7 protein-coding genes are annotated in these 4,681 nt (G+C 65.6%); all 7 read left to right on the top strand.

What is annotated here, in order from left to right; genetic code table 11:
- Positions 1-40 precede the first annotated feature (40 nt).
- Positions 41-1,471 (top strand): hypothetical protein, encoded by a 1,431-nt coding sequence (locus ABWL39_RS20745; protein ID WP_367796077.1) that lies wholly within the window; start codon positions 41-43, stop codon positions 1,469-1,471.
- Between the two features lies 1 nt (position 1,472).
- Positions 1,473-1,604, top strand: coding sequence for a hypothetical protein (locus tag ABWL39_RS20740; protein WP_367796075.1), 132 nt, complete (start codon positions 1,473-1,475; stop codon positions 1,602-1,604).
- A complete protein-coding gene (locus ABWL39_RS20735; protein ID WP_367796073.1) occupies positions 1,597-1,893 on the top strand; it encodes a hypothetical protein in 297 nt (98 codons plus the stop codon). Before ABWL39_RS20740 ends, ABWL39_RS20735 begins: the two co-directional genes overlap by 8 nt.
- Positions 1,894-1,904: 11 nt before the next feature.
- Complete coding sequence (locus ABWL39_RS20730; RefSeq protein ID WP_367796071.1) at positions 1,905-2,966, top strand: baseplate J/gp47 family protein; 1,062 nt, start codon at positions 1,905-1,907, stop codon at positions 2,964-2,966.
- Positions 2,963-3,532, top strand: coding sequence for a YmfQ family protein (locus tag ABWL39_RS20725; protein WP_367796069.1), 570 nt, complete (start codon positions 2,963-2,965; stop codon positions 3,530-3,532). Before ABWL39_RS20730 ends, ABWL39_RS20725 begins: the two co-directional genes overlap by 4 nt.
- Before the next feature lie 12 nt (positions 3,533-3,544).
- Positions 3,545-4,468 (top strand): hypothetical protein, encoded by a 924-nt coding sequence (locus tag ABWL39_RS20720; RefSeq protein ID WP_367796067.1) that lies wholly within the window; start codon positions 3,545-3,547, stop codon positions 4,466-4,468.
- 9 nt (positions 4,469-4,477) lie between these two features.
- Positions 4,478-4,681 (top strand): hypothetical protein (locus tag ABWL39_RS20715; protein ID WP_367796065.1); only part of this gene is annotated, 204 nt, incomplete at its 3' end.

Below are 4,681 nucleotides of genomic sequence, written 5' to 3'. Positions count from 1 at the left end.
ATTTTATGCACCCGGTCACGGTGCTGTGAAAGGATTGTGAATGATCAATTTGCCGCAACAGGCCGGCCAGGTCGATACCTTTACCCGGCAATCAGGGACCAGCACCCTGCACATGCAGGCAATGGTGCCGGTCGAGCCCGGCGCCGGCACGCCGCTGGTCGCCAGCGCCACGCCACAGGCAGCGGCGGCGGCGCTGCCTGTACGCCCGGTGGGGGAAGATATCTGGGTCTATGCGGCGGCGGCCAGCCTGGCCAGCGCCATCGACGCCACCTATTTCGTTGAGCGCGCGCGGGGTGCCAATGTCACCGTTGCGCAGAGCGGCGGCAATCTGCTGGTCGGCGCCAGCACCGACACCAACGCCGAATGGCTGGCGCGCAGCAAGCGCAGCTGGCGAGGCGCGTGGATCGGGCGCCTGCGCCACATGCTGAGCCAGCGCATTGCCAACAACAATTTCCAGGTCCTGCTGGCCGACAAAATCGGGGAAGGCCTGGCCTGCACCGTCAACAGCGCCACCAGCGTCACCGTGGCACTGCCTGGCCATGCCTTCACCGATGCCAATGTCGGTCAGAGCATGATGATCGGCGCCATCAGCGGCGTGGCCGGCGTGCCGGGGCGCTACTCGATTGCCTCGGTGGTGCCGGGCGTGAGCCTGACCTTTACCGTCGCCGGCTGGCCAGTCGGCGGCAACTGCGCGGTCGATCTGTTCGGCTGGAACAACATTCACGTGCTGTTCAACGGCGCCACCGCCACCAATGCACTGTTCGACTGCCAGCGCAGCGGCTGGGCCGCGGGCGACGTGACGATCACCAGCAGCAGCAGTGCCAGCCCCGGACACCTGCTGCAGCTACGGGCGGATGGCCGGCAGGTACATGTCGAGGATGGCGCAACGACATCCAGCACCGCACTGAGCTTGTCGGGTCGTGGCTCGCGTATCGAGCACATCCCCGACGACAGCGTCGATCTCTATCTGTACCTGTGGAGCTTCAACGCCGCCAGCGCGCCGGCCAGCGCCACGACCTGGACCATCGGCTTCTGTTCGATCGAGCAGTTTGCCAACCTGCCGGTATACATCGCCGGCAATCGTGCCATGGCGCAATCGCTGGCCATGCCGGTAACGCTGGTGGGGGGCACGGCCAATATCGGTAGCAGTGGCGGCGCCGTCTACACCGAGAGCAGCACCGCGCTTGGCGCTGGCGCCAGCACCACCGGCGCCAGCCGCGATGCCGGTAGCACGGTGGGTTACGCCCGCTTTGTGGCCAACGCCTTTGCCGATCAGGCCGGCACGCTGTACCTCGAGAAATCCACCGACAACGTCACCTGGCGACTGGCGGCACCACCTCAGGCGGTGGCGGCTGGCGAGGCGCGCGAGGTGGCGGTGTTTGTCACCGCCCGCTATCACCGCGCCCGTTACGTCAACGGCGCCACCGCGCAGGCGGCATTCCTGCTGACCAGCGCCCTGTTGAGGATCTGAGATGAGTCTGCTGTCCGTTTTTTACCGCTGGCTGCAGCCCTATCGCCTGAGCGCCAGCTGTCAGCGCCCGCTGACGTGCGAGGGCAGCCATGCGCGCATGATCAGCCTGCGAGTGGAGGTGTCGCGTGTCTGAGGCCTACCTCCCCGGCGAGGTGGTGCGCATCTCGCTCACGGTGCAGGACAGCGGCGGCGTGGCTGTCGACCCCGGCACCGTGCGCCTGTTGCTGAAGCAGCCGGCAGGCAGTGTGCTGACGCTGTTGTATGGCGGCAGCGCCGACATCATTCGCGATGCGATCGGCCGCTATCACGCTGACGTCTTGTTGAGCACCGCTGGTTTGTGGGTATGGCGCTGGGAGCTGGATGCGCCGAATGCCGGCGCAGCGGAAGGCACGCTGGCGGTACAGACCAGCCGCATGGGTTGAGGGAGTGAGTCATGGCTTTAACCGTTCCTGATTACAGCATCATCCGTGACGCCATCCTGCGCGACATCGCCAGCCAGTTGCCGGGCGCCAATGTGGCGCTCGACGGCGATTACGCTGTGCGCGCCAATGCCACGGCGGCCGCCGTCGAGGGCTTGTATCAGCATCAGCAATGGCTGGCCCGGCAGATTTTGCCGGATACGGCCGACAGCGATTACCTGGAGCGCCATGCCTCGCTGCGCGGGCTGACCCGCAAGCCGGCCGTGGCCGCCAGCGGCAGTATCGTCTTCAGCGGCACGGCCGGCAGCAGTGTGCCGCTGGGCACCGAGGCGAAAACTGTCGCCGGTGTGGCCTATCTGACCACCGTCAGCGGCACCATCGGCGCCGCTGGCACGGTGTCGCTTGCCGCCAGTGCCAGCATAGCCGGCGCAGCGGGCAATCAGCCAGCCGCCACGGCGCTGACGCTGACCGCCGCGCCTGTTGGTGTGCTGTCCGCGGCCAGTATTGCCAGCATGAGCGGCGGTGGCGATATCGAAGCCGATGCCGCGCTGCTGGCCCGCCTGCTGTTCATGTTGCGCAACCCGCCGTGCGGTGGCGCCGCGCATGACTATTACAGCTGGGCCATGAGCGTTGCCGGCGTCGGCGCGGCTTATGTGTATCCCAACCGGCGTGGGCTGGGTACGGTGGATGTGATCGTACAGGCCACCGCTGGCGGAATGCCCGGGGCGCCATTGCTGGCCTCGGTGCAGACCTATCTGGACAGCGTGCGGCCGGTGCAGGGGGATTGTCTGGTTCTGGCCCCCACCGCCGTGCCGGTTGCCATCACCGCGACCCTGACCCTGCAGCCGGGCGCGGTGAGCGGCACCGTGCAGGCTGCCGTCACCACGGCGCTGGCGGCCTATTTCAATGGGCTGAAACCAGGTGACACGGTCTATCTCAGCCGTATCCGCGCGCTGATCAGCGATACCGCTGGGGTGCTGGATTTCAGTCTGACCGCCCCCGGTGCCAATGTCACCACGCTGGTGGACGCCACGCATAGCCAGCTGGCCACGCTGGGCGCGGTGACCTTGTCATGATGCACGTCGACCTGCTGAAACTGCTGTTGCCTCCCGTGAGCATGGAGAGCAGCAACGCCGCGCTGGCCGGTGAACTGGCCGCCGACGGCCATGCGCTCGATCTGGCGTTGGCGGACGGCGATCAGCTGCTGCTTGAGGATGATCCGCGCGCCACCGTGGCCCTGCTGGCTGACTGGGAGCGTGTCTATGGCCTGCCGGAGAGCTGCATATGCCAGGCCGGCATTGTGCAGAGCATCGCCGAACGCCGCGCTGCGCTGGTCGCCAAGGTCGGCATGGTGGGAGCGCAGACGCCGGCCTTCTTTATCAACCTGGCTGCCGCACTCGGCTACAGCATCACCTTGACCGAGTGGCGCCCTTACACCAGCGAAATGCACAGCGACTACGGCGTGACCGATGAGCCGTGGGAATTCGTCTGGCAGGTCAATTCCACACTGAATACCGTGCGCGAGCTGCGCAGTGATGACGACACCGAGATGGCCACCGAGGTGTGGGGAAACGCGCTGATGGAATGTGTCATTAACCGTTACAAGCCGGCGCACACGCTGGCCTTGTTCGCCTATTCGTAACAGGAGACTCAAATGCAACGTGTTAAACGATCGACGGCGGTGGCGGTGCTGCCTGCCGCGCCTGCCGGGGGTACACCAGGTTATTTTGCCAACCCGAATCCGGGCGGCGGCGTGCCGGCAACGGTTCCCGGTTATGAGTGGTTCAACAGTGTCCAAGAGGAAATTTGCGCCATTATTGCTGCTGCCGGTATTGCGCTGGATGTGAATAATCCGGCGCAGCTGCTGGCTGCACTGCGTTCGGCCGGGGTGTTCCAGACAGCAGCGCAAAACGACGACAGTACCAAGGCCGCCACGACAGGGTTCGTTCGGCGCGCCGGGGTGCAGATGGCCAACGTCAACGCCATCACCGGCAACACGACGCTGACGGCGGCCAACGCAAACCAGTTTTTCCAGCTGAACCCCTCAGCCGCAGGGGTGACGGTGACACTGCCGCTCGCCAATACGTGCCCCAACGGCACCATCGCGCTGTTCCAGAACACCTCCAACTATCCGGTGACGATCGCCAAACAGGGGGCCGATGCGATCTTCACGTCGCTCAATCTGTCGTCCATCGTGGTCACGCCAGGCGACTCGGTGATGTTGGTGACCAACAGCGCCGGGCTGTGGCTGCTGTTCGGCGGCTCGACGCAACTCGCCAACTCGCCCAGCGCAGGGGTGTTCGGCGCGTCATTGTCGGCAAACGGCTACAAGAAAGGCCCGGCAGGGGAAATTGACCAATGGGTCTATGCAGCTACCGGCACATCTGTCGCCGGCAGCATGATGGTGACGCTGCCGGTCGCGTTCCCCGCTGCCATCCTGTCAACTGTCGCGTGCTCTGCCAACGGGGCCAACCCGGCTACCGCTGTTGGTGTCGGCGGCGCCAGTACGCTGACACAAGTGCAGGTCTATTTTGCAGCCAACACATCCGGCGTGTTTGTGCGCGCGATTGGCAAATAAGGAGAGACCATGTTTTATTCCGCGCTGACCAGCGGTTTCTACGATGCGGCGCTGCACGGCGCCCGCCAGATCGACGTACCCGACCCGGCCTGGGTCCGCCCCCGCCGCGACGTGACGCTGCAGCCCGGCGAGTCGATCGCCGGCGCCGACGGCGAGCTCATCGCCAACAACACCGACGAGCCGGTCACGCTGACCGCGATCCCCGACATGGAC

Source organism: Chitinivorax sp. PXF-14 (assembly GCF_040812015.1).
Lineage (GTDB): Bacteria > Pseudomonadota > Gammaproteobacteria > Burkholderiales > SCOH01 > JBFNXJ01.
Note: the sequence above shows the minus strand (reverse complement) of the source record. Positions and strands in the feature narration are given on the sequence as shown.